20 protein-coding genes are annotated in these 26,083 nt (G+C 46.1%); 2 read left to right on the top strand and 18 right to left on the bottom strand.

Going from position 1 to position 26,083, the window contains the following annotated elements:
• Positions 1 to 26 precede the first annotated feature (26 nt).
• The gene (locus tag C825_RS07855; RefSeq protein ID WP_228100079.1) at positions 27 to 377 is read right to left on the bottom strand and encodes a lipocalin-like domain-containing protein; all 351 of its coding nucleotides are present in this window, start codon (positions 375 to 377) and stop codon (positions 27 to 29) included.
• A gap of 25 nt (positions 378 to 402) precedes the next feature.
• A complete protein-coding gene (locus tag C825_RS07850) occupies positions 403 to 591 on the bottom strand; it encodes a hypothetical protein (RefSeq protein WP_010802077.1) in 189 nt (62 codons plus the stop codon).
• Between the two features lie 143 nt (positions 592 to 734).
• Here C825_RS07850 and C825_RS07845 point away from each other — a divergent pair, with 143 nt between their 5' ends.
• Positions 735 to 1,625, top strand: coding sequence for an AraC family transcriptional regulator (locus C825_RS07845; protein ID WP_010802076.1), 891 nt, complete (start codon positions 735 to 737; stop codon positions 1,623 to 1,625).
• 359 nt (positions 1,626 to 1,984) lie between these two features.
• On the opposite strand, the gene C825_RS07840 is transcribed toward C825_RS07845, so the two are convergent.
• Positions 1,985 to 2,443, bottom strand: a complete 459-nt coding sequence (locus C825_RS07840; protein ID WP_010802074.1) for a glucosaminidase domain-containing protein — start codon at positions 2,441 to 2,443, stop codon at positions 1,985 to 1,987.
• 100 nt (positions 2,444 to 2,543) lie between these two features.
• On the opposite strand from C825_RS07840, the gene C825_RS07835 reads away from it, so the two are divergent.
• Positions 2,544 to 2,795 carry a DUF4248 domain-containing protein gene (locus C825_RS07835; protein ID WP_010802073.1) on the top strand — a complete coding sequence of 84 codons (252 nt, stop codon included), beginning with the start codon at positions 2,544 to 2,546 and terminating at the stop codon, positions 2,793 to 2,795.
• A 24-nt stretch (positions 2,796 to 2,819) separates the two neighbouring features.
• On the opposite strand, the gene C825_RS07830 is transcribed toward C825_RS07835, so the two are convergent.
• The 15 genes from C825_RS07830 to C825_RS07760 form a co-directional block, all read right to left on the bottom strand.
• The gene (locus C825_RS07830) at positions 2,820 to 3,272 is read right to left on the bottom strand and encodes an HU family DNA-binding protein (RefSeq protein ID WP_007654699.1); all 453 of its coding nucleotides are present in this window, start codon (positions 3,270 to 3,272) and stop codon (positions 2,820 to 2,822) included.
• A gap of 249 nt (positions 3,273 to 3,521) precedes the next feature.
• Positions 3,522 to 5,009, bottom strand: a complete 1,488-nt coding sequence (locus C825_RS07825; protein ID WP_010802072.1) for a CHC2 zinc finger domain-containing protein — start codon at positions 5,007 to 5,009, stop codon at positions 3,522 to 3,524.
• 4 nt (positions 5,010 to 5,013) lie between these two features.
• The gene (locus tag C825_RS07820) at positions 5,014 to 6,441 is read right to left on the bottom strand and encodes a replicative DNA helicase (RefSeq protein ID WP_010802071.1); all 1,428 of its coding nucleotides are present in this window, start codon (positions 6,439 to 6,441) and stop codon (positions 5,014 to 5,016) included.
• Complete coding sequence (locus C825_RS07815; protein ID WP_010802070.1) at positions 6,438 to 6,914, bottom strand: helix-turn-helix domain-containing protein; 477 nt, start codon at positions 6,912 to 6,914, stop codon at positions 6,438 to 6,440. Before C825_RS07815 ends, C825_RS07820 begins: the two co-directional genes overlap by 4 nt.
• Positions 6,915 to 7,274: 360 nt before the next feature.
• The gene (locus C825_RS07810) at positions 7,275 to 7,730 is read right to left on the bottom strand and encodes a hypothetical protein (protein ID WP_010802069.1); all 456 of its coding nucleotides are present in this window, start codon (positions 7,728 to 7,730) and stop codon (positions 7,275 to 7,277) included.
• A 232-nt stretch (positions 7,731 to 7,962) separates the two neighbouring features.
• Positions 7,963 to 11,286 carry a right-handed parallel beta-helix repeat-containing protein gene (locus tag C825_RS07805; protein ID WP_010802068.1) on the bottom strand — a complete coding sequence of 1,108 codons (3,324 nt, stop codon included), beginning with the start codon at positions 11,284 to 11,286 and terminating at the stop codon, positions 7,963 to 7,965.
• Between the two features lie 31 nt (positions 11,287 to 11,317).
• A complete protein-coding gene (locus C825_RS07800) occupies positions 11,318 to 13,162 on the bottom strand; it encodes a heparinase II/III domain-containing protein (protein WP_010802067.1) in 1,845 nt (614 codons plus the stop codon).
• 15 nt (positions 13,163 to 13,177) lie between these two features.
• Positions 13,178 to 15,067: a glycoside hydrolase family 97 protein gene (locus C825_RS07795; protein WP_010802066.1), complete on the bottom strand. Its 1,890-nt coding sequence runs from the start codon at positions 15,065 to 15,067 to the stop codon at positions 13,178 to 13,180.
• Between the two features lie 287 nt (positions 15,068 to 15,354).
• A complete protein-coding gene (locus C825_RS07790) occupies positions 15,355 to 15,663 on the bottom strand; it encodes a hypothetical protein (protein ID WP_007657317.1) in 309 nt (102 codons plus the stop codon).
• Positions 15,660 to 16,613 (bottom strand): IS110 family RNA-guided transposase, encoded by a 954-nt coding sequence (locus C825_RS07785; RefSeq protein WP_010800331.1) that lies wholly within the window; start codon positions 16,611 to 16,613, stop codon positions 15,660 to 15,662. The genes C825_RS07790 and C825_RS07785 overlap by 4 nt, the downstream gene beginning before the upstream one ends.
• A 204-nt stretch (positions 16,614 to 16,817) precedes the next feature.
• On the bottom strand, positions 16,818 to 18,527 hold the full coding sequence (locus C825_RS07780; protein WP_010802065.1) for a RagB/SusD family nutrient uptake outer membrane protein: 1,710 nt from the start codon (positions 18,525 to 18,527) through the stop codon (positions 16,818 to 16,820).
• 11 nt (positions 18,528 to 18,538) lie between these two features.
• Positions 18,539 to 21,790, bottom strand: a complete 3,252-nt coding sequence (locus C825_RS07775) for a SusC/RagA family TonB-linked outer membrane protein (RefSeq protein ID WP_228100033.1) — start codon at positions 21,788 to 21,790, stop codon at positions 18,539 to 18,541.
• A 206-nt stretch (positions 21,791 to 21,996) separates the two neighbouring features.
• On the bottom strand, positions 21,997 to 22,953 hold the full coding sequence (locus tag C825_RS07770) for a FecR family protein (RefSeq protein WP_010802063.1): 957 nt from the start codon (positions 22,951 to 22,953) through the stop codon (positions 21,997 to 21,999).
• A gap of 10 nt (positions 22,954 to 22,963) precedes the next feature.
• Positions 22,964 to 23,575: an RNA polymerase sigma factor gene (locus C825_RS07765; RefSeq protein ID WP_010802062.1), complete on the bottom strand. Its 612-nt coding sequence runs from the start codon at positions 23,573 to 23,575 to the stop codon at positions 22,964 to 22,966.
• Between the two features lie 219 nt (positions 23,576 to 23,794).
• Positions 23,795 to 26,059 (bottom strand): glycosyl hydrolase family 95 catalytic domain-containing protein, encoded by a 2,265-nt coding sequence (locus C825_RS07760; RefSeq protein WP_010802061.1) that lies wholly within the window; start codon positions 26,057 to 26,059, stop codon positions 23,795 to 23,797.
• Between the last annotated feature and the right edge of the window lie 24 nt (positions 26,060 to 26,083).

Raw genomic sequence — 26,083 nt, 5'->3', positions numbered from 1 at the left:
ATTCAATTTAGGTTCTTCCCCTAACTCTAGTTTTGTCTCTGATATTTTATAACTAAATCACCTTTTTTCAACACCAAATTCTCAGTCGTAAGCTCTTCTATCTGCAATGTGTCCGAAAAAGATATAGTCTGGTGGTTACCTATACTTTTACCCGACAACACCAGTTTATCTCCATTTTTCTCCCAAGACTCATATTGCAGGGTGGCCATATTGATGGAAGTAGCCTTCCCTCCATTCTCTAACGTAATACCTTGTACCATCTCAGGCATACCGGGGACAGGCTCGATCCAGGAACCTTCAATCTGCACATTGCTGCAAGCTGCCGAACCGACTACAGTAAAAAGAGTAAACAAACCTTTTGATATATTCATCATCATAACATCATATTTAAATAATTCAACTTTAAAGCATTTTGAAATGCTTCATACTTATTACTTTTTCCAAACGGTAGATAAGATTACCTTTATCCGACTGCCCGACCTTTACGGACAGACTGCCATCGGGAGATTGCAGCACATACTTACTCTCTCCGCAAGCTGCAACTACCAATAAAATAAACACTGCAAATATTGAATATTTTCTTTTCATCATACGATCTTCCCCTTATTGTAGGCCACACTTTAAGTAAGTTACAAATATAAAGTCCTACCAACCTATAAAAAATAGCAAAATCTTGTCTTATTTGTGGATTATTATTGCTTATTTTATGCTGTGAATAGCGAAATACATGAAAAATGGCAAAAGTAGAACTAGGATTTTCCGGCGAACGTTTCATATATCTTCCTATCCCGATGATCAATCTGATGGAAGATAGTCCACTGACAGGTGACTTGTATCTTTATTCGATGGGATACTTCTCAAGGGCTTCCCATCATTATATTAACCGGCCAACCGGATGCGATGAGTTTCTTTTCATCTATTGTAAGGAAGGATGCGGCTGGATAGAGTTGTACGGGAAACGGCAAAATCTGGAGGCTAACCAGTTCATTATCCTGCCCCGGAATATCCCGCATGCTTACGGAGCCGATGAGACCAGTCCCTGGACGATCTACTGGATTCATTTCCGGGGAAGCAAAGCCCCTCTTTTCTCCAGCCGTTTCGATAAGCCGACGACGGTCTCTCCTTCCGCCCAGTCACGCATTGAAGAACGGCTCGACCTGTTTGAGGAGATTTTCTTTACGCTAAACGAAAGTACCTCTATGGATCATATGCATTACGCCAATCTGTGTTTTGCCCATTTCCTGGGTTCTTTCCTGTTCATCGATGTCTACCGGAATAACTTCCGTCCCAAAGAGTATTCTGAAAATGTGATGAACCGCGTCGTACATTTTATGAACGATAATATCGAGAGTAACCTCAAGCTGGCCGATTTCGCTAATTTCTGCGGATATTCGGAATCATACTTCTACCGCAAATTCGTTAAGGAGACAGGCCACTCCCCTATGGATTATTTCACACGCCTGAAAATAAACAAAGCCTGCAAGTTACTGATCCAGACTGATATGAAGGTGAATCAGATCGCTCACAAGCTCGGTTTTAAAGAATCTCAATATTTCTCCCGCACATTCTCCAATGTGATGGGGCTTTCGCCGATGGAGTTCAGGAGGCAGAATTTCAGGTTGTAAATATACATTCCTTTCAACAGAACAGTTTCACCGCCACTACCCCGATCAACAGCCACCCCATCAAATTACCAGCCGTGGTTGCCGGAGGAGGTTCCTCTAATGCGGATTCTGTGGCGGATGGGTCCCCGGCGGACTCCCCGGACGGATGATCGACAAGATCGCGCCGATGGCTGCCAGCGCCACCTCCGTCTGCTTCAGAAGAAGCGACAACAGTGCTATCAGCGCCAGCCACGGGATCGCCTGGGCAGCTGTGCCTCCCTTTCAGGCCACGGGGAAACAGGGCCTGCACCAAGGATAAAAGGAAATTACAAACAATACGAAGTGTTTTCATACGATAAAAATTTACTGGTAGAAGATAATCAACACACCGGTGCTTTGATCAGCTTGCCGATCGCAACCGACAGACGGTCGAGCAAATGACAGTAAGCGGTCCGGTTATCACCGTTTACTTCGCTGATATATTTGCTGTACGCAATTTCATGCGCAAAAGCAGAAGGATAATAACTGACTGCGGCAGCGGCCGGATAAGCCGTAACGATCAGCCGGGCATAATCCAGAAAGCTACTCTGCGTATCGGAATACTTGCGGAAAGGCAATCCGCGCGGGACCAATTCCACCCGGCAACCGTGCCAGAACTCGTTGGACGGGCCATATCCGGTAATACCGAACAGGTTACGATGTAATTTCGCCAGGTTACTTTCATTCCACCCCGACTCGATGGCAGCCTGTGCCAGCATAACGACCGGATTCAGATGGAACCGTTTCTCCGCAGCTTCGGCTTCCGGAAGGAAACGTTTTACAAACTCATATTTTGTCATAAAAAACTCAATTTAGCCGGATAAAACATCACACAAAGCTTGACATTCAAAGAATAATTCACTATATTTGAAACAGTAAATCATTCAAGAAAAGTATATTATGAATACAGAAGAACAGACTACCGAATCCGATTACGGGAAAGAACGGTCATGGGGTTACCAAGAACTGGCTATCCTCTATTTCCCGCATGTCAAACCCGAAAGTGCCTCCAGGCAACTCGCCCGCTGGATAGGGGTCAGCCAGGAACTATTGTCCCAGCTGGCTGCCAATGGCTGGAAACCCGGGCGTAAGCTACTGACGCCTAAACAGGCAGCCTGTATCTTCCGCCACCTGGGACCACCGGGATGCTGACAGACCGCATCCCGGCTACGGTGCCTATTCTATTTCCGGGCGATCTCCGCCACCGCTGCCACTCCCCGAATCCGGTTCGTTCTTATCGAGCACCATACGCTCCACCTTCAACTTCTTGGCCAGCTCCAACAGGGTCTTGCCCGGACGGAAGACGACACGCGGCCGCCTCACCAAATCTGTGGTAAACTCCTTTTTCGTAGGCGACCCCTTACTTCCCAGCACAGCCTGGAAATAACCCAGGTCACCCAGCTGGATCGTCTGCCCGTCCTGTAACTTCTGCTTTACCACAAACAGAAGTCCGTCGAGCACCAGCTTCACATCTCCGGCGGTAGCTGCCGAACGGTCGGCAATGATTTCACACAAACTAGCCAGGTCACACATTCCATTCGAACTGCTCGCTGCATAAAACAACTTTGCATCGGCTGCCGCCCCTTTGGTCATATCCTTCCGCAATACCAATCGATACTTTACTGACATAATTTTACGATTTAAAAAGTTACTGAATCTGTTTTACTCTCTCTTGTAATATTACATCGTAAAGATACGCCCCAGCGGAAAGGCGCAGTCCGCCATTGTCGGTGGCTGTCGGCGGTTGTACTTATTTGTCGGTATTTCTACTTGTTTGTCGTATTTGCGAGATAATCGGTATCGGCAATCTCTGGAGAACGCAAAGCGTTCTATGAAAGGCCTCATCTGGTGAGCGTCAAGCGAAGCATCCGGTAACATTCACTGCAACCACCTCCTCTCCACCACCGGCGTTCGCTGGAGGTCTTCCCCCAGGCGGACCAGCAGGGATATATGGCGGGAAAGGTCTGCCAGCAAGGCGGGACGGAAGCCGTCGGCAGGCGTTGCCGCCCGAAGCTGTCCGTTCAGGCAGGCGGTTTCGCTCAGGATACGTTCTTCGTAATATTCCAGGCGGAAATGTCCGGCCAGTTCATGGCAGACCGTACCTTCCTCTTCACTCAACAGGGATGCCGGTACTCCGGCCGGAAGCGGTAGCTCCGGAAGAAGAACGGAAAGGATTTCCGCCAACAGGGATTCGGGGACCGACAGGTCGGAAACAGCCACACCCTGCGCCGTGAAATGCAATAAATTCCGATACGGCTCCGAGATAAACGGCAGATCGTCCTCCTCCAGCATCCGTTCCACATGCGAGGCGACTTCGGGATATTTCAGGCAGAAAGCCAGCAGACGTTTCTCCCCTTTCCCCACCTCTTCCGTAAGCAATCGCATGTACCGGTTAAAACCATCACGCCCCAGCCGGCGGAACAACTCGTCGGCATCCTTCGCCGTAGGCAACAGCAGGCTGTCCAGGGATAAGCCGCCGGGAGGTTGCGCCAACAAACGCTCCGTCGCCGACCGCCCGGCCGGATCATTATCCAGCAAAAGGACCGCCCGTCCACAAAAACCACGCAACACCTTCGCCTGTCCTTCCGTAAAAGCCGTACCACCCAAGGCCACCGTATTCGTCAACCCTGCCGCATGCATCGCCAGCGTATCCTTATACCCTTCGGTCAGGTAGGCAAACCCTTCCCGGCGGATCGCCTCCGCCGCCCGGTGGATACCGTACAACATCCGGCTCTTGTCAAACCAAAGGCTGTTCGGACTATTCACGTATTTAGGTTCCTCCTCCGAAGCCGCCATCGGACGCCGACCGCCGAAACCGGTCAACCCGCCAGCCGCATTATAGATGGGAAAAACGATACGGCTACGCAGGTAACGATAGTCATCGGGTACAAACGCCGTTGCCTGCGCCACACCGAAGTCGAGCCAGGTAGCCGACAATTCCGTATGGCCCGAAGCACAGGGGACCAGGGAGGATAAAAAACGGACATTCGCCTCCATCCCCTGTTTCCGGGCAAGCACCTGTTCCGGGGTCGCTTCCGAGGTCGGCTCAGGCACAGCTTGCTTTGTACGCTCCTGTACGTTACGGGTTGCCTGGACCGCTTCGCCACGGCTATCCCCACCCAGGCGTTTCACCGCCTCGGCAAAGGAGCAACGCTCCAGCCCCATCACCAACCCGACCACATCGCCTCCCGCCCCGCAGGCATGGCATTTGAAATACTGTCCGCCCACATGGATGCCGAGCGAAGGATGATGGTCGTCGTGGAAAGGACAAAGCATCTTGTAATTGGCTCCGGAACGCAGTAAGGTGCCGTAGCGTGCCGCCACCCGTTCTATCGGATTGGCGGCTTTCAGTTGTTGCATATTCATGATCTTATTTTTTATACGGATAAATCTGTGTCAGGCTGTCGTTGTAACGGAAACGCACTTCGCCGGTGCCGCCGTTACGGTTCTTGATGACGAAAAAGCGGCCCACATGATAAAATGATTCGCGGGTAACAGGGTCACTCAGTTCGCCATACTGTTCCGGACGGTAAACCATTGCAATACTGTCGGCGATCTGTTCGATCTCACCCGAGTTGCGCAGGTCGCTCATCATCGGGATATGGTCGGTGCGCGTTTCACAGTTACGGTTCAGCTGTGCCAGGACCAGGCAGGCGACGTCTTGTTCCATCGACAACGTCTTCAATCCGCCCGCCACCTCGCCCAGGGCCAGGTCCATCGTGTCCTTCACCTCTCCCCGGTCGGCACTGACGTTGACCAGGTTCAGATAATCCACGATCATCAGATCCAGCTTGTGCTTGCGGTTCAGCACCATGCATCGCGCCCGTATCTCCGCCAACCCGCAACCGCTGCAATAATTGAGGAAAAGAGGCAACTTGCGCAGTTCGGCTGCCGCCTTATCCAGCCGCTGCTGGTCATCGGCATCCATCAGTTTAAAACGCAGCTTGTCCGGTTCCACGCCGCTCAACGTACACAACAGGCGGCTGATCAGCTGGCGTTCGGTCATCTCCAGGCTGAAGAAACAAACCTTCTTTCCCTGTTGGGCCGCCGCCAACGCCATGTGAAGGGCCAGCGCCGTCTTCCCCATCGACGGACGCCCGGCGAGCACGAGCAGTTCGCCGCGATAAAGTCCGCCCAGATAATGATCGAACTCGTCGATGCCGGTAGTGATTTGCAATTGCTCGCCTGCACGGCGCCGCTCCTGCTCGTCATAAATCTCCGCCAGCACCCGGTCGCCCACTTCGGCCGCCGTGCGGGTAGTGCTATGCACGGCAAATTCCTCTTCCAGCTTCTCCAGGTCCTTACGCGAAGCATTGAGCCATGCCATCACGTCGACACCCGGTTCACGCGCTTCGACCATACGCGCAGTCATCCCGGCAATGGCCTGTCGCAACACCCAGCAACGGATCACCCAGGCGGCATACGTCTTGATGAAACGGGCATTGCGCACCTTCAACATGCCATCGGCAATAAAAGCCAGCCCGTTCAGTTGCGTGGCATGCTCCGGGTCGATCCGTCGCATCTCCCGTTCCACACTCAGCATATCGATATCCGCCTCATGCTGGTAAAGCGCCAGCATCGCCCGGTAAACCAGGCAATAAGCAGGATTGGTAAACATCTCCGGACGCAGACGGTTGCCCACTTCGCAAATGGCAGTGCTCTGCGTCAGGATGGCCAATACGACGGCCTGTTCCATCTCTTCGGACGAAGGCATCCCATTGTCTGTACTCGTGTAATTGCCGGCTGCGACACTGACTGTCTTTGGCTGTCCGGCGTTTTTCGGTTGTTCGTTTTTCATGATTCTTTATCTTTAAATCTGTTATAATTCGGTCGGCCGGCAGGCGGAGTACGAGGCTTCGCCGGCTTGGCGGGAGGCGACTCTTTTCCGTCGGAAGCGGGAACATCTTTCGGAACTCCTTCCGGAGGAAATTGCACGAAGGTAAAATGCCCGTCGTAGCGTATACGGATGTTCCCCTCTTCTGCCAGCAGCTTGATCAAGCGGCTGATCGTTGTCCGCGCCACCCCGGTCTTCTGTTCCAGCTGCCGGTAGGTGGTCACCCACTCCCCTTTACGGCAAGGCATCCGCTGCCCGTTGACTACGATCTCGCCGTCCGCGAAATAAACATGTTTCAGCAAACAGAGGTAAATACGTGCCTTGTTACGCCGCTCCGGTTCATCGGAGTAAAAGTCGTCCAGCCAATAATTGGGGACGCACAAAAAACCTTTCTTTCTTTTTCCAGAGTTAACACTCTGATAATCTTCACCTTTCATCTCTTGCGATTTAAGTTAAACAATCATGTTACAGTCTGGGACAGTCACCTGGACAGGGACGGGACAGCATCACAGTTGCATAAATATCTCATTTTCAAACACTCAACCCTACACAGACGAAACCTTTGGGACAGTCGGCGGGACACTCTTATTAATATATAAAGAATATCTTATATAAAGACTCTTATAAAGGTTTCCTCTTTCATCGTTTAAAAGATCACAGAGGCAAAGGTAGTAAACGGGAAAAGGCAAAAGAGTATAATTATATTGCAGCTAAGACCGTAAAAAAGAAGGTATCCGAAAGAAAAACGGCCGTTTTTAACTTACTGTTTACTGTTGATTATTTTATGTACAGACCGGTTATTTGTCCTTGTATGATTTGATTTTTTTATACAGTATACTTTCCCTGAGGGTATTGGCGCGCAACTTTCTCTGGAAGGTCGACAAGGAGAATTTCGTTTTGAAAACGGCATTAAGATTTCGGCCTAAATGATCTGAAGAACAATCTATTACCCCTAAATCCAGGGTAGTGTGCATCAGGTCGATTAAAAATTCCGGTTGTCTTACCGGGATCAGTTGATGATCGAAAACCAGGTGTGAACAGCCGCAGTCTCCGGCGATCTGTTGTCCATAGGTTTCAAAGAAAAGGTTCGTGAAACGTTGCTTCAACTCGTTCTTTTCCTCATGCGTTTCCAGCAGGAAACGCGCGCATTCCTGCAAAAAAGTCATATTATTATCCATCATTTCTACATGTATTTTAAACTGCTTGAACGAGCGATAGTACCCGCCACAAAGATGTGTAATTTGCTTTTCCATTCGACTAATTTATTATAGCCTTTTTCTTCCGGAGCCCTTACCGAATAAAGGTACAAGGCAATTACACAACTTGTCTGTTTTTTTGTTGACAATTTGTTGACAAATGCATCAAGGCGGATTTGAGAGGCGACAATATGGTCTAATCGGTTGTAGCACAGTAGTGCTGATACAAGTAGGACTATAGTGCTGCCTTATCCGGCACTATAGTCCTGTTTTATTAAAAACCACGATTTTATCGAGGGAAACGGGTTACCGGATTGCCCGAAGAACATAAAACCGGAATCTGTATATTAAACGAACTACCATCTTTCTTCTGATTCAACGGGGTGATGGAACAGGCGGAATAAAGGACTATAGGGTCATCGTTTTCATCTAAAAACAATTGGGGACGTTCGAGACGGTCCACATCGACATGTTCGCCATTCTTCAGGATAATCTCCTTGTTCATAAATAAAGAGTGCTCGGGCAATTCCCAATGAAGGCCGTCTTTTGAATACATGATAGCCAGACCGGGCTTACCTTGGGTAAATCCTCCGGTAAAATCTTTGAAGACAGCATAGAAGCATCGGTCTTTGCGGTGATACCAGACATACGGGTCTTCGGCATTCAATTTCTGATCCGTACCTGTTTCAAATTCAAAGACATTATCGTCCAATACCCGGAAAGGGCCGGCGGGTTCGTCGGAGATGGCCACACCATGCACACCACGCCAGCCGGGGTCATAGACATTCCCTTTAAAATAAAGGAAATATTTCCGGTTTGCCGGACAATAGACGACAGCCGGATTCACCATGATAAGGTTATCCGGTTTCACCGCTGTTCCTTCCGGCGACGGTTCCAACACATTATTCGGTTTTACCCGCGAACGGGGAATAAGCAACGGTTGTTCGTTACAGGTATATTTACCCTCCAGCAAGTCTTTTATGGAGTTAAAACACAACACTCCCAATTTCTGGTTTTGCTGGATACGGTCCCTTTTACTCAGCGTTCCTTTTATACGGGCATTCTCTCCGGGGTCTACCGAACCGCAGTAATACAGGTAATATTTCCCGTTAAAGCGCTTGATATGTGTATTCGAAACGGTCTGGGCATCCCACGAACTCCGGTCCGGAGTATAGCCGTCCTTATTATAGACAAAACCAATATTTTTGTATCCCCCATAAGGAGAATCGGAAACAGCGACCCCTATCTTCGACCCTAACAGCCAGGCATCGACAAAAGGCGGATGTCCGGTTCCCGACTCCATGGCAGAATAAAACAGATAGTATCTTCCATCCTCTTCCGCCCGGATAGCCGAACCGCACCAGACAAAATGGCTCTCCAGCGAAAATGCCGAAAAACCGACAGGAAACTCCGAATCTCCACGCTGCACAACCTCCATGTCGACAGGTCCGGCCTGGTAAGTGTGTTGAGACCAGTCTTCCGGCAAACTACATCCCATCTCTTCAAAAGGAAGCGGGCTGAAATCATAAATATATTTATATACCGCCGCATCCGGTAAAAATCCTTTTATGGGGTCATCCGAGTCTTTAAAGCCTGGATTCAGGTTTGTAATGTAATTGTTCGACCATTCAGCCCAGGCCGGCTGGCCATTTAAAATGCGTTTCACCTGGAAAAACAAATTACTACTGATTTGGTTGCCACGCGGTATACGGGGATTATTTTCCCAATAACCGGCCAGTAAAGGATAGGCAGTCACATAAGGAGGTTGGTCGTAATGAACCGTGTTCAGGCGTTGCTCGAAAATTCCTCCTTTATCCATTGTCGCTTTGCTCCATCCCTCCATCCGGTTGTCGATATGAAAGGCTTGGGGGACATCTACAAATATGTTGTTTTTATAGATATTGTCGTGTCCTCCGCCAATCAGGACCGGTATGGTTCCCGCCTTATAATACAGGCAGCCGAATACCTCCATGCCACAGGCTCCGTCATCGTGATACGTAGCAGAAACCCTATGTTCGGATTTCATGTGATGCAAATAACAATAGCGGACAAGCATACCGCGTTCGGAAGGGTCGCGCCCGTAATAAATCGCTCCCTGGTCGTCTACTTCCTGGCAGACATGATGGATATCGCAATATTCGATTATGTGGTCGTTTCCGTTAAGCAGGATAGCCATGCTGGGGGCATCGTAAATTTCGCAATGGGAGGCTTTGTTTCCAACACCGTCCAACGAAACACCCGCCCGGTAGGAGCGTTCTATGCGGTTAAAGTTGTAAATACGGCAGTTCTCCACGTAATTGAATGCCGGGGTAAGCGTCGCACGCTGGCCTCCACCCACACTGACACCTCCGGAACCCAACTGATAAAGCAGGCAATTACTTACCCCGTTATGACGACCGGCTTTCCGGTCAAACAGCCGGTCGTCATAAAGACGTGAGCTTAAATTACCGATAACAGCCGGCACACCTTCGGGATTCGACAAGTCTGCGCTATGCCGGGGATCAGACAAGTCATCAGCCGGCATATCTCCCCGACCGATACTGACACCGACATACCCCAGGTTACGAATTACACAGCTATCCACTTTCGTATATTCCGACTGTTCGATGTAGACACCCATTCCACGCGAATACTCGAGTGTCACTCCCTGCAAAGTTACATTCCTGCACCCCTCGAAGGCAAACAACGGAGTCCCTAACAAACTAACCTGAATCTCCCGGACAGGCTCATCCGGCGGAAGCAAATAGATTTTCCCTCTTTTCCGGTCTATCACATATTCACCCGGAAGGTCGATTTCCTCCACCAAATTCAAGGCATACCAACGGCGGAAAGGAGCACCGGTCTTAAAACCGTATAAAGTGGCTTGGGCAGCCGTTACTGTTTTCCGTTCCGGGTCTATAGCTTTTACCGGTAACAGATCATCGGCATATCCGTAAGCAAAATAGCCTGCAATCCAGGCATCTTCCACCGACTTCCATTCCGACGGACGTTGCTCGGCATACTCGAACACGGGGTCTCCCAAACCATATTTCTGTTCACGTGGTATATCGCCGGTACAATGTACCTTTCCTATCAGTACCGTGCTGTCGTTGGGCCATCGCGCGATATGTTGCGGCTGACCGTTAATAAACAGTTCGCTCCACGACGGCAAAGCCGGACGGCCAAAGCCTTTTGGAGTCAGTCCGGTCAGCGTATATCCCAGCTCCTGCAAGTTTATCTCCCGTACCTGCTTCCTCACTTCGGGCTGCAAACGCCCGGACACCTCCGGTTCCGATACGGGGCGCAGATGTTTCGGCTGCAATTTTATACTGCCGGTAAAAGAGACCTTTTCCCCTTGATAAGGAGCTATCAGCAGGTTAGAATACCCTTTTACATCAATCGTCCGGCCGAGAGGATACATGCCCTCCCGGATACGAATTTCGACCGAATCGCCGGCATACCGGGCGGCTTCCGACAAGGCACGTTCTACCGTAGCAAAGGGAGAATATAAACTCCCCCGGCCTTTATCATTCCCTTTCGGGGAAACGATAAGGATCTGCTTTGCTTCTGCAAAGGTTGCAAAGAACAAGAGGGCAACACAAAGGTGGACAAGTTTATGTTTTTCGTAATTCATATCTTATATCAAGATAAAATGTTACTATATATTATTTTAAACAGTCTTTCTCATCAGGCAATAAATATACCCGGACCTGCTGTTTCGCTGCTAACTTCAAATCCGTATCAAATCCAATAAGCGAAATACCCGGATTGGGAGAATCATAACTATAATCAGACTGAGCCTGTGAGATATTCCATTTAATCTCTTCCGGGCCTTCCACTTTCAGATATAGTTTCTTCCCTTCTTTCTCGAGCAACATAACATGATCGGAAATAACCTTTGCCGAAGCCGGAGTAACCATAGTCCAGGTCAACTTGGTAAATCGATTGCCTGTCTCTATCGAGTCTTCTATCACAACATATTGTCTATCGACCAACGATACAGACCTTTTTACACTTTTCACCTGGTCCCTATATACCGGGGTGAGATCAGATGCTACCCACATACTATCTATCGTATCCGAATAGGAGGTAATATGAGCCGCACCATCGACACGTTGCTTCTTATGATTGAATGTCAATGTGCTATGTGCAAAATTATTATAACGGAACACATCCCAGCGTTGTGCATCCTGTGCATTACTCCACAACTGGATTCCACTTTTTTCAATACGGTCATAATCATCAAACCCCAAATCGATTGCCCAAGGGATGCCATTAGCCTCAAAAACAAAACTACCGACATCCATATGACCGTGGTTAATGGAAGGTGAACCTAACTTTACTCCTACAAAAGCAGCCGACGATTCATTCCAGGAAGAACGCATCACACAAACAGGATTATCTCCTTGTGCCTGCCAAAACAACTTTTCCGGTTTCCGAGGCTCTGCCAAAGAGGCCGATGCTCCCCATATCAACATAGCCGGGGCCAATCGATTTTTTTGTATCTGCCGGCGTCCGTTATCCGGATACAACCGAGATTGATTGTATAAAAGCGTTTTATCTTTTGTCTTGTCGTAAAACCAATAGACAGCCGGCATCAGGAAGGCTTTCTCCCCATTATCAGAATAAGAGAAATTTCTTAAACAAGGAGTAACCATTTGCAGACAATATTCACCGGATTCCAAAAATCCGGGTAATTCACTCAACCCGTAATCTGTGCCGAATATCTTTTCTATTGCACTAATAAATAAAGCATTGAAAGATGTACCATAATCCCAGTAAACAATTCCTTCCGGATAAGCTCCGTCCGGAGCATAATGCTTCATCGGATTCCTGATTTTCTCCACTGCACGATTGACTACTTTTCGCGCCAACTCCGGTTCTTTCTCCCATATAGCCAACGCACCATAAGAGACACCAGCATGACAGACCTGATTCCAATTATTAACCGCATTGACAAACCAATTATATTTAGTATTGAACGAAGGTTTTAACCCCTTTTCGATAATGGCTGTTGCTATTATTTCTTTCGACTTTTCCGCTAACCGGTCATAAAGCCAGTCGTAACCGATAGCCAACGCCATTGTCATTTCACCGACATCCAGAAAATGCTGTGGATTCCAGTCCGGAAAGGAAGCAGCTTGTAACATTTCGGCTTCTGCACGTTTAGCAAACCTTACATTGCCAGTCATCCGGTATGCATAACTCAAGATAAATATCCGCCTGAGGTTGTCTCTTGAAACATCCAGTAAACGCCAACCGATAATAACACATTCATTCAAGGGCTGCTGTATGATAGAATCAGCTTCTTCCAAAAGAGCCATATGGACATCCGTCCATATAGCATCTTTTCTAATCTGTTTCTTCAGTTCTTTCTCTTCTCCCTTAGGCAATAAAATACGGGGATGCACTGATAATTTATCTGTTTTACCCACATATTCTTTCTGTGCCGACAAGACTCCCGGCATACAGAGAAGCAATATATGGCAAATGATGATACGTAATCTCATCTTTTTATCTCCCGTTTATTTTTTACACGGAGTAAGGTACAATACGCAACCGCTGTTACCTTCCACATCCAACGTCAGGTTTTCCTGTCCCTGTAGTTTGATTTCCTTTACGCTGACAACCGCTTTCTTTTTACCCGGTGCCTGATAATATAAGGTCGCTTTATATCGGGATTGGTCTTTCAACATATCAAGCGGCAATACGACCTGCCGTTTATCGCCGGCATTCAGGATGCTGACATACCAGTCGGATGCCGAACGGCGGGCAACTACCGCATACGAATCCATATCGCCTTCATAGAATCGGGTATCATCCCATACAACAGGAATCGAACAATAAAAGTCGGTTATAGCATCCGTCTTAATCACCGATTCGGCAGAACCGGCACCACCGGCACGGGACGGAGCGTTGTAAGGACGGTCATACCAGAAGATAAACTGCCACGGGCTATAAATGGCAATACGTTTAGCCAATTGAGCCGCACGTCCGCCCATCTTTTCCGTCACACGTTCGGCAAAGAAACAGTTCGTATAATCGCCTGCCCCGCAAATCATACGGTTGTATAACGTATAAATCGCCTGATTCAAGTTCGGGCTTTCCTCATCTCCGCGGATACCTTCCTGCGTAATCAGGTTCGGGTAGGTACGGGAATAACCGGTCGGACGGTATTCGTCATGAACATCGACCATGAGTTCATATTTGGCCGCTTTACGAATTGCCTGATGCAGCCAGGCTGTCGAATATTGGTCGCCGACATTCACAAAACCGAATTTGATACCTTTGATTCCCCATTTTTTATACAGAGGAAGGATTTCATCCAACTGTTTATGCAAGGCCTTTTTGTTTACATAGACCAGGATCCCAACGTTTTTAGCGTTGGCATATTCAATCACTTTCGGCAAATCGAGCGGTCCTTTGGAACGCGCCGGGTCGACGGTAACGGTTGTTGCATCCGAAAGCGTATCTTCTTCTGCACCGTACCAGCCGGCATCGAACTCGACATAAGCAATATTGTTTTCAGCGGCAAAGTCGATGGCGGCAAAAGAGCCGGCAGTGGTTAAAGTCACCTCACGGAGCACTTCTCCCGGTTTAATCCAGCTGGTATTCTGAATCTGGTTCGGTTCGTTCAGATTCAACACCAAATCATTGTTCTGCACCAACTGTCCGGGATGGTCGGCAACCATCACATAACGCCAGGGAGACTGGTAACCGGCTAAATCGAGATTCACATGACCGGACAAGACAGACTGTACACCTATCCCCTCGTTACTCTTGCCCAGCTTCATGCGGGAATAATCCACCAAGGCAGCTTCGCCGATTGCCACGAACTTTCGGCCGTTTACCTGTATCACCTGCGGACGGTCTCCTACACCTTTCAGCGCACTCAGTTTCGTTTTAGAATAAGCGCCTTGTGCCATACCGGTCACCCAGGTATCGCAATCGCGGCTGAAGAGGAACTGCGTATTTTCGGCAGTCAGCGTACAATTCCAGAAATCAAGCTTATCGAAGGCATAACGGAAAGCCAACCCTTCATCATACAAGCGAACGAACAGGGTCATTTCTTTTTGGTTCTGATCGGAGCGCAATAAAAGTTCCAGTTCGTTATACCGGTTTGTCACCAGCGAACGTTCCCCGTAAACCGGTTGCCAGGTCTGGTCGACCGAAGTTCTCGCCTGACCGGTTACCTGCCAGTTTCCGGCTAACATGTTTTCTTTCAGCTCCAGCTGTAATGTTTTCGCTTCCATGACTTTCTCCCCCTTGTCGGACAATGCAATCCGTACAGACTTTTCATTCACCAGGATATCCGCCTTCAATGTTTCCGAAGGGCTTGTCAATGGCAACATCGTTTGTGCACAAATCCATAAGGGTTGTAATAAGGCACACAATAATAAATTTACTCTTTTCATATGTAAATAAATTGCGCTCCCTATCTCAAGAGAGCCGTTTAAACCATTAATAAATTGATTTTTTTAGAGTTCAGACAAAACAAAAGAGAGCACTTGTATAGATACAAATGCGGTTGGCTATTATCTTTGGGCATTTTATAATTTTACAACAGCTAAGAAAAAAAATTTCATACACGCGTTAAAGGACTCGCAGTCTTGACCGCTTAGCAGTTGAGATCAGTTTCATGAGCGACCTCTTGCTGTTTCTTACGACAACAAGCCAGTAAAAATCGACCTTCTCTATGTTTTTAACCTACTTCTGGGATTGGACCATCATCACGGCTGATTTTAACTTTATAGCCAAGTGCTTCCAGCTCTTTCTTCAAGTAATTTTTCCGTTTCTGCTCCATCCTTTGGTTGAGATATTCCGCACCGAGTTCCTTATACTCACAAGCCTCTTTCAGTACATGCCATACCGATTTCAGGATCGAGTGTCCTACTGCTACTAAAGCCCTCTTTTTCCCTCGACGGGCGGCTAAACGGTGATAACGTGCACTGTAAAAGGTGTTCTTGGTACGGGTGGCTGCCCACGCAGCCTCCGTGATTACGGCTTTCAACTGTTTGTTGCCATGGGTGGTTCTACCACTTTTTTTTTACCTGCGCTCTCGTTATTGCCTGGACAGACACCGGCCCACGAAGCCAGGTGCTTTTCGGTTGGAAAGGCTTCCATATCCACACCTATCTCTGCTATCAGGTCTTCAACCGTTTTCCGGCTAAGTCCGGGGATCTTCTGCAAGAGTTCCATCACATTCTCATAAGGAGATAAAACCTCTTTTATACGGCAGGTAAGGTCAGCTATGATGGCTTTCGTCTGTTCCATATCTTTACGGATGGTCTGCAACATATAGATGTGATGCGGTTCTATAAAGCCTTCACAAGCCTGATAAAGAAGTTCCGGACTGGCTTCAAGTTTTTTATGATAGATGCAAGTTATCTCATCCATTGTTACATGACCCTTATCGATCAACATATCTATCAGCTTGTTCGCCACGACTCCGTCCAGGCTGCACACCACGCTGGAAAGTTTGATGTTACAATCTTCCAGGATACGAACAATACGGTTTTTCTCAGAAGATACATGCTGGATCAACTTGTTACGGTAACGGGTTAAATCACGAAGCTCACGTTGTTCACGCTCCGGGATATAACTCGGTTTCAACAAACCTGCTAAAAGCAGTTTGCAAATCCAGGCACTATCCTTTTTATCCGTTTTGTGCCCGGGAACATACTTGATGTGCCGTGCGTTCACGATCCAGACTTTCATATCTGGACATTCAAGAATCTTATAAACCGGCTTCCAGTAAACACCGGTACTTTCCATGGCTACATGCGTAATGCCACTGGATAATAACCATTCTTTTAATTCTGTCAAAGAACTACTGAAGGTCTTGTAACTGCGGGTTTCAGTTTTGAGACCTTCGCCACTTATCGTAGCAACTACCATGTCCTTGTGGACATCTATTCCACAACCCCGGAGGATGACTTGTTCAAAAGGTACTGTTTTCATTGCATTCGTTTTTTCGAGTGAATGACACTAAAGTAAACAATACCCCCCTATTTACATTCTCTTGGACGAAATTTATTTCATGGATGTTTCATGATACTTCTTTTCATACTACCAACATCTGCCTAATTAAAAGGGTGTTGTACAAGCAATGGACGCTGTCACAACACCCTCTTTCAATATGTATTACAAAGGAACGAATAAATTTTAATATCCGTCATTCTGAACCAGACCACCTTCCTTGTTTGCTTCTATTTCAGAATTGGGGACAGGTAATTTATTCAGATGATCATCTAATTTATACCCGGCCTGGATAACCTTCGGGTTATATTTCATCAGGTATTCGACCAGCTTATTCATTCGCATCAAGGTATTCAGACGGAAATCTTCCAGATAAAGTTCGCGGGCACGTTCGTCCAGAATCAAATCAATATTTACATCGGAAGCTGTTACCGGAGTTGCGTTTGCTCTATTACGTACCGCATTTATATCTGCGGCAGCAGCATCTGCTTTTCCGGCCAGCAAGTTTGCTTCGGCACGCAATAAATAGGTTTCTGCCAGACGCATAATATACCAGTCTTTATAAATACGGCCATTGTCATGGGTTTCTCCACTCGTGGCATCTTTGAACTGTCCGTGATGCTGGGCAGCAATTATCTTCATATAAGTAGGATCGGTAACCTGGAAAGATGTGGCTTTATCTCCCAGAGTCTCTTCAGTCATAAGCTGACCGTAAAAACGGCCGTTAGGATTCGTCCAGTAATATTCCCGCTTCATATTGTATTTTGAATTACGGATATCCTTGTTCCAGCTATCTTTGTATTGCCAGATTTGCTCGGCTGCATATTTCGTAGGAGAAACAGCACCGACCGGTCGTCCTCCCAAAATATCCTTCAACCAATTGGGTGTGCCGTCCAAATCTTTTTGCGACCACCACGCGGCACCAAACCAACGTTCCAATCCGAAATTACCGCCAGAAACACCTGTATTGCCACCCCCTTGCAGTTCAACATCAAACTGTACATTCCAGATACATTCCTTATTTCCATCGATACGGTTGAAATTATTCTCCCTGAATAGATCCCAGTAGACATCTCCCCAAGGTTCTTTTTCACCCTGATAGTCATAACCTTCAAATGTAAAATCTTTCAGTTTGCCGAATCTCTCCGTCATCAAAGACATAGACGGATTGTTTATAACAGCTGTGGCCTGTTCCACCGCTCCGTTATAATCTTTCAGGCAAATCAGAATCTCCGATAACAAATGGCGGGCTGCAACATTGGAGGCTCTCCCTCCTTTTTGATTATCTATTTCCGGCATCCATTGAACTGCAAACAATAAATCTTCCTTACATTGCTTATAAATTTCCTCCTGGGTAGCACTTTGATAATTGAATTGGGGAGACGTAGTCTCTTCCAACACAATCGGTGCCTTTCCCCACATATTACCCAAAAAGCGATAAGCAAAAGCACGCAAGAATTTAGCTTCTCCGACAATCGCATTCTTCTCTTCTTCGGTATTCCATTTTACCAGAGAACTTTCAGCCCGGTCGATAATCACATTACAACTGTAAATATATCCGTATAACCGCTGCCACCATTTCTTTGCAATTCCATTATCCGCATTAAGGGTATTCCAATAGAAATATTCCGTATATACATCGTTCGACGTTCGCGGATTATTCAAATCAACATCAACCCCCATCAGGTCAAAATTCTGCCATTGGTCTGAATTAGCATAAAAATCATTTCGTATGCTCAGATAGATATTCGCCAGGGCAGCCTCAAAACCTTTTCTATCCGTATATGAGTTTTCCGGTGTTAAGAAGTCCTTAGGTACCTCTGTCAGCAAATCATAACATGAAGTCATGGACCCGGCAAGTACCAATCCTATAAATAGTTGTCTTATTACTTTCATTTTTAATCAGATTAGAAGTTAAACAATAAAGTCATTTGATATGTACGGATAGAAGGAGAAGACGAAATCTTCAATCCGGAATCCGTCTCAGGATCCAATCCATCCCAATGAGGCGCGAATGTGAACAAGTTGTCTGCACTCAGGGACAAACGCATGTTATTAAATCCGAACGGTTTCACGTAAGGAGACAAATCATAGCTTAAAGCAACCTTCTGCAATTTAATAAAGCTGCGGTCCATATATTTGGTACCCTTGTATCGTGCATTTGAATTATAGTCCAGACGGGGGTACTTCGCTCCCGTATTCTGTGGTGTCCAATAGTCGAAAACAGTCCGGTTATGGGCTCCGCTGTTTATATATTCATCATAATAGGGCGTATTGTTGCCTGACAGGAAGTAACCGTTTCCACCCCAAATGGAATTAATATAAATCATCAGGGAGAATCCTTTATAATCAAACGTATTCGTCAGACTCCAACGGAAATTTTCTTTAGAAGTACCCAGGAACTGACGGTCTTTGTCAGAACTGATTTTCCCATCACCATCCACATCTTCCAATTTGTAGTCACCGGGACGCATACCTTCCATGATTGTACCATTGTCCACATCTTTCTGTTGCCACATGCCATTTACTTTATAATTGTAAATAGTACCTAATGTTTTTCCGATAAAGTAACCGGAACTGATCAGGTCGTCCTCTTTTCCGTCACCATCATTATCTTCGCCATAAATAGTAACCACTTTATTCCGGTTCAGGGAGAAAGCAAAATCAGAAGTCCATCTGAAGTCTTTCGATTCTATATTTACCGAATGTAATCCAATCTCCACACCTTTGTTCCTGATCTTTCCTAAATTAGATAACATAGACGTTTTACCGGAAACCGACGGCAACGATAAACTAAACAACAAATCTGTCGTGTTGGTGAAATAGGCATCTACAGTACCGGAAAGCCGGTTCTTCAACAGAGAGAAATCTACTCCCGCATTAAATCCGGTTGTTTTTTCCCATCCTAAATCATTCAAGGCAAACGAACTGATACCCTGTGTAATCGAATAAGAAGGGTCTCCGGCAAAAATATACTTATTAGTACCCACTTTAGCCAGCGTACTGTAAGGGTCAATCGACTGGTTACCGTTTGAGCCGTATGAAACACGCAGAGCCAGATTATTAATAGGTTCAACATCTTTCATAAAAGACTCATTGGAAATGTTCCAGTTCAAACCGCCGGAAGCGAATGTCGCCCATTTCCGGTTAATGCTGAAAGCTGAACATCCGTCACGACGAACCGTTCCCGTAATTGAATAACGCCCGTCGAAAGTATAAGTACCACGTGCCATCCAAGCTATCGCGCCACTTTCGCCGGCACCGGTATTTACCGTCTGCGTTTTACCGTCTTCCAGTTTATTATCCCCCAGGACCGTATTATCGAAGTTTTCAGCATAGGCAGTTGTACTTTCCCAGGTGCGACGTTCCCGCGAGTACAGGAAGGTTGCATCGACATTATGTTTTTGATTAAAGGTGTTATTATACTTTATCATGTTATCCAGCAACATGTTGTAGTTGTTCTCATGCTTCCGTTCACCTTTACCGTTTTTCCCCTGGCCGGCCGTTGTATATTCGTCATAGAAATAGTATTTCTCCGACCAGCGTAACGTATTCGAATAAACCATTTCATAAGACAATCCTTTTACCCAGGGAACGGTTATCTTAGCATTCAGGATAGCTCCCAGGATATTGTATTTTTCCGTATCATCGGTCTTCATACTCCAGAAAGGACTTTCAAAAGAAGTCGTTGTTTGCGGATATTGCAGGTAACGGCCTTCATCATCATATAAAGAGGCATACGGACTGAATTGTGCCGCTTTAGTCATCGAAGGAGAGTCGCCGGAATAATCGCGAATACTATAATTTGTTTTTACTCCTACTTTCAGCCAGCTTGTCAAATTGCTGTCGATATTGACACGTCCGGAAAAGTTTTTATAACGGTCGTTCATGACAACACCTTTCTGGTCGGTCAGTGCCGCTGAAATATAATAATTGGCAAAATCCGAACTGTTTGATATGCTGACATTAGCCTTTAAGTTATAAGCATTCTGACGGAACAATTCATAAGGATCGCTAAAGGTCGGACGATGGTCCGAAGTGACATTATAGTTGTCAGCTTCTTCCGGTTGGAGATAAATAGCTATCTTCTCAGGATCGGCATCCAATCCGTTAGCCTCACGCACGTCTAACAATTTTTTAAGATACCCCTGCGCATCATAGACTTTCAAACGTTTCAATTCATTGCTTATCCCATACGACAAATTCACAGAGAACTCCGGCTTAGAAGTTTTGCTTCTACCCCGCTTCGTCTGAATCAGGATAACCCCATTCGACGAACGGCTACCATAAACAGCCGCAGCGCTGGCATCTTTCAAAACCGTAAAACTCTCGATATCTTCAGAGGGGATATCTGCCAACGAACCGTCGTAGATAGCTCCATCCAATACGATCAACGGATTATTACCACCGTCCCGGGTTGAATTCTGGCCACGTATACTGAATCCTGCCACACTACCGGCTTTATTCACACCTCCGACATTCAGACCGGGAACCGAACCTTTAAGCGTTTCCATAATATTGTTTGTCGGTACATCCCGGTAGGTATCAATATTCGCTTTAGTAACAGAACCGGTTATCGCTTGTTTGTTTAGCGTACCATATCCAATTACGACCACTTCATCCAGGGCCTGTGTATCTTCCTGCATTTTTATCTTATAGACAGTCTGATTACTTACCGTTACTTCTTTGGTTGCATATCCGATATATGAAATCAGCAAAGTCATGCCCGGAGAAGCTTCGAGATTGAACTTTCCGTCCACATCCGTTATTGTTCCGGTTGTAGTCCCTTTTATCGAGACATTGGCACCGATAATCGGTTCGTTATTATCGTCGACGATAGCTCCGGAGACTCTTATGGGATTAGCACCAGCTTTCTTTACAGCAAGATAAATCTGATTGTTATCTTTCTTCTCATAGATTAGTCCAGTCCCATTCAGCAGACGGCTCATAGCTGCATCTATCGACTGATTATTGACTTCAAAGGATACTGTTTTATCCAAATCAGGAAGTTGATTACTGTAAAAAAATCGGTAATCTGTGGCTTTCTCAATAGTACGTAACGCCTGCTTGATCGTTTGTTGCTTTACGTTGACTGTTACCTGTGCGAAAACCGAAGTGGATAGAAAGCCTGCTATACATATAGCTCCTATCTTTTTCATAATATTTCCTTTTTCCGGAAAGGAAGAAATAGTTTCTGATTTTTTATTCATACTTTTGTGTAGTATTAAATGGTTAATTACCAGAGAGTGACTACTTGCGAATATTCAACTCTCTTGATTGACTAATGAAGGGGAAGGTGTTGCAAGCACTTTCCCTTTTTGCGTACATGTGTTTTTTCTATGTCATATTGATAATATTTAAAGGGTTAATCACTATAGAGTTCTATCACGTCCTCTTTTTTCTTATAAGAGACAGAAGAGGTAAATTGCAAAGCATATAACGTTGATTGCAAGCTGGCATTTTTCAGTGTACCGGTGAAAGTTATGCTATTCAGCTTATCGCTTTTAATCTCAAACTTCACATTATAATTACGCTCCAGCAGCTTGATAATATTCAGGATCGGCTCATCGTTGAATACCATTTCATTATTCATCCAGGCGATAAACAACCGGTCATCCTCCTCTTGTTTCTTTGTCATCCGGGTATCTGCCAACGAATAGACAGCCACTTCCCCCGGACTTAAATGAAGGGACTGGTCCGGCGATGAAACTATAACCGAACCTTCTGCCAGATAAGTCGTGATATTTTCATCATCAGGATAAGCATGGACATTAAATGAAGTTCCTAAAGCACGTACCTGGATATCGCCGGCTTTTACGATGAAAGGAGATTGGGCATCTTTTGCTACATCAAAATAGGCTTCGCCGGTCAGTTCGACCTGACGCTGTTTCCCGTTAAAATGACTGCCGTAACGCAGTTTGGAATCGGCATTCAGATGGACTATTGTGCCGTCCGGCAAGGAAATATCCGACTTTTGTCCGTGACCTACTTCTACGGTCATATCGTTATATTTGGTTAACAACCGGTTTTCGTTCCAATAGAATAGCGATATGGCGACGGCACCGAAAACAGCCGCGCAGGTAGCCATACGCATAAAAAACTTTCTGATATTTATCTTTGTTGGGTTAGCCGTTGCAGTGATAGCCTTAAAAATCCGCTCGTCTGTCGAATCAGGCATATGACCGAAGGAATGATCCCATATTTTATCAAAATCATCCGTCCACCTGTCCGGGTCATTCAACAGCCCGGCTAACTGACGTTTTTCACTTTCAGTAGCTTTATTATCGTAGAATTTATCTAATAATTCAATTTGTCTGCTCATAGTTATTCCTTTAAAATAAGAATGAAAAAATAGGATAAAGTAATAAAGCTATGCCATTCAGCAAGTCACCCCTGTTCGCTCTCAGCATCTGGCTTAGGAACTTTGTCGACTGTTTCAGATGGCTCTCCACCGTGTTTTCCGAAATATCCAACAGGCTGGCTATCTCCTTTTGCGAAAGATGCTCGATGTGTTTCAAGCGATAGACTTTTTGCCTGGCGGGTGGCAACATGGAGATGATACGCTCCACTTCCTCCAGCAACAGGTTCAACTCGACTTCATCCTCCACACAATTCTCGGCTTCCCTGACATTCTCAATCTGTGAGATCATCAACTGTTCCTGAATACGTTTTGCCGTTTCTTTCAGGAACAGGTTACGAGATACCTTTTTCAGATAACCCTGAAATGAAAATTCAACCACAATCTTCTTCCGGTTCTCCCAGATAATGATAAATGTCTCCTGCACAACTTCCTCTGCCATCGAATAATCGCCGTGCGAAAGCCGGATGACAAACTGAAAGAGAGTATGTTTATATCTATTGTAAAGCTCTGTAAAAGCTTTAAAGTTATCAGACATAATCTCTTTCATTAACTGTTGGTCTGATAACTGCTCAATTTTGTGCATTCGTGGTATTTTTTCTATAAATGATACATTGCATTATTACCGAATCTATATTAAGGATACTATACCGTTATAGTTTCCGTGATTCGAGTACAGTTATTTAACATTGTTTTGCATAAGCGAGGTAACGGACTGGAAAATGGTGGCGTTACCATACAAATATAAAAGCAGCTATTACTATAAAAAATAGCTGCTTATTAAGTGGATTATTATTGCAGACCTTTATTTCCCCATGGTAAACAAGTACGTCTGACCGGCCTCTGTCTTCATTTTTATAAAATCACCGTCCACGGTTCTCTTACCGGCAACCGGGTCTGTAATCTCAACTTTCTTACCTTTCCACGGATTCTGCAAAGTTAAATCGCGGCCTTTCTCACTGACAAGAGTCAAAGATGTGACTGCTCCGCCTTTCTGTTCGCCGGAAACCAAAAAGGCACCTTCTACCCGGATCTGATGGAACGAGGCATCCTTACCGCGGGGCCATACAGGAAAGACACGGACAATGTCCTGATGTCCCATACAGAGCATTTCGTTGATTGTATTGGGTACCGTGCTCCAGTTTTCAATACCATGCGGGTTATTTAACTGGAAGCCATTCGGGTAGGTATGTTTTGAATAAGTGTTCAAATGAACCAGGATGCTATCCGGCTTATAACCGATCCGCACGGCTGCCGGAAAAAAACTGTTACTTCCATTAGAATCCAGCCAACGTTGCATTTCATCGACTGTGTTATAAGCGACCTCCAGCAACTTGGGATCACTGTTCAGACCGATCTGGCCTGCGGGATAAATATGCTGGATTCCCAGTGTATTTCCGTCCCACCAGTCGCAACCTTTTTCCGTATACCGGAAGACTGTCTTACCGTTTCGCTCCTGCAACGGATAATCAGGAAGATGTTCTTCGATAAACTGCCACTGCGTTCTCTTTTCTTCATCGACTCCTAAAAGAGCGCTCATGTCAGAAACGGTCTGCATCACCATCCGCACCAGTCCTAATGAAAGAATAGGATTCATCGTCCCGACCGTACCTTCATGGATCGCATCATTATAAATGACATAGCGGTCACCTTCACGTGTCAGGTAATTCTCCCAAAAGGTGGCAACCCCTTTTACGAAAGGATACACTTTCCGGGTATAGGCTTCATCCCAGGTATGATAAAACTGCATAGACATATTAACGACAGCATAGGCAGAGTTGCTTTTTTGTCCCCAGAACATACCTTCGTCTTCTATATTTCCGCTTTTAATCCAGTCATAATAATAGGTATCCATGAACGGAGTCCTGCGAGTCGTCTCAACACCCAAAGGTCCCGCACCTACAGGCAGCAAAATGCCTCCCGGAATACCGGTGACTTTCTCCGAGTAATAGTTTCCTCTCTCTATCTGTGCTAGCATAGAGGAAATATAGGGATCAGCCTGCTCGATCCTGTTGGCTGAGTAAAGCGCATAATAAGGGGCCATATGGTTATAGTTCAGATGATAGTCCCCATTCCAGTAAGGACGTTCTTTCGTGATCCAGGTACCAAAAATAGAGGGTGGGAAATCCATATCCCGGCTACAGGCACCCATACCGTAAAGAGAGAGATAATATTGTTTTTCAATTACACTATCCGGTATGCTGACATACGATTTTTCCCAATAGTTCCGCCACCATTCTTTATGGCTTTTCTCTATCTCAGCCTGTCGTGCCGGAGTAAAGTCTTCCACTTTTTTTATGACAGTAGCCACACAATCGTCACTCTTGAAATTGCTGGAGAAGGCACACACCAAACGGACCGTTTTTTCCGGTTCCAGGGTAAATTTGCCATCCGTAGATCCGCTTACCCGTAACGCCATAGCACCTTTAGTCGGTATATCGACAGAGTCTACGAAGGCACGGGACAGATACTCAATACCATTCGGTTTCATCTCATGCTCCCTGACATCGGGGAATATCCGTTCAAGAGGCGGTTTATCAATCTGTTCTTCTTTTCCCAAGAAAGATATTCCGGCAGAACCTTCTACAGCCCCATTCCCTTCCATATTCAAATCCACTATCAGCATATCTTCCGTGGCAGGAACAAAGGCTTTGTAGGAAACGGAAATATCCCCTTTGGTAAAACGGGCGGTCGATACGGCATCATATAGCTGTTGTTCCACCAGATAGGAGGCATCTTTCAATTGAGGGATATCCAGCTCTATCTTACCCAGGACAAGAGGAAATGATTCGTCCAAAGCAGACTTCAGTCTCCAGAAATCATTCCTGGCGACATAAAAGACCTGCGACTCCGGTGTTCCCGACAAGGCTACCCCGGTAAAACCATTCCCCAACAAAGGTGCATCGACCGAATGCGGTGCGGGTATACGTTTAGGAGGTTCCGTAAAGCGGATGGTGTGTTTTCCTATGATATTTTCTGCCTGACTTTCCGGCTGATTAGCTTGATCCGTACAAGCAGAAAATAAGAGTGTACTCAATACGGACAGGGATAGTATTAAAATCTTCTTCATTTGTAAATAAATTGTGCTCCGCTA

The sequence above is a fragment of the Parabacteroides sp. ASF519 genome (assembly GCF_000364265.2).
GTDB lineage: Bacteria > Bacteroidota > Bacteroidia > Bacteroidales > Tannerellaceae > Parabacteroides > Parabacteroides goldsteinii.
Note: the sequence above shows the minus strand (reverse complement) of the source record. Positions and strands in the feature narration are given on the sequence as shown.